The organism is Thalassotalea sp. G20_0 (genome assembly GCF_017744175.1).
Classification (GTDB): Bacteria; Pseudomonadota; Gammaproteobacteria; order Pseudomonadales; family Endozoicomonadaceae; genus Endozoicomonas.
Window position 1 is genome coordinate 1 of the sequence record NZ_JAGHQV010000467.1, and the last position, 577, is coordinate 577.

Annotated in this window: 1 protein-coding gene; it reads right to left on the reverse strand. The window is 50.4% G+C overall.

Annotated features, from left to right (window positions below; all coding sequences use genetic code 11):
- Positions 1-577: 5'-3' exonuclease (locus tag J7438_RS27075; RefSeq protein WP_286196985.1), on the reverse strand; the 577-nt coding region annotated here is incomplete at both ends.

The following is a 577-nucleotide window of genomic DNA, read 5'->3' on the forward strand; positions in this document are numbered from 1 at the left end:
ATGGAAACCGGCAGTTCTACATCGGTCTTGATGGTGGCCAGCTGCCGGGATAACAATACAATGTCCTTGTGCTCGGTGAACTTCTCAGCGAAGTTTTTGCTCCCCCGAAAACCAAGCGCAGCCACTTCATCCAGCCGCCCGGCAATCTCATCGATACTGCCGATGCCATTGAGCAGAGCCAATGCTGTTTTCTGACCAACACCCGGCATACCCGGGATGTTATCGCTGCTATCGCCCATCAATGCCAGATAGTCAATAATCAGGTTGGCAGGAATACCAAACTTACTTTCAACACCCTGTTGATCGGTATACGCATCATTCATGGTATCAATCAGCGACACATGCTCAGTCACCAGCTGGGCAATATCCTTATCACCCGTGGAAATGATGGTGTTGATCTTTTTCTCGGTTGCCTGTCTGGCCAGCGTACCAATCACATCATCCGCCTCAACACCTTCAATCATTAACAGAGGCAGGCCAAGCGCACGAACAATGTGATGTATGGGTTCTATTTGTGAACGCAAGTCGTCCGGCATTGGTTTCCGGGTGGCTTTGTACTCGCTGTACAGGTCATGGC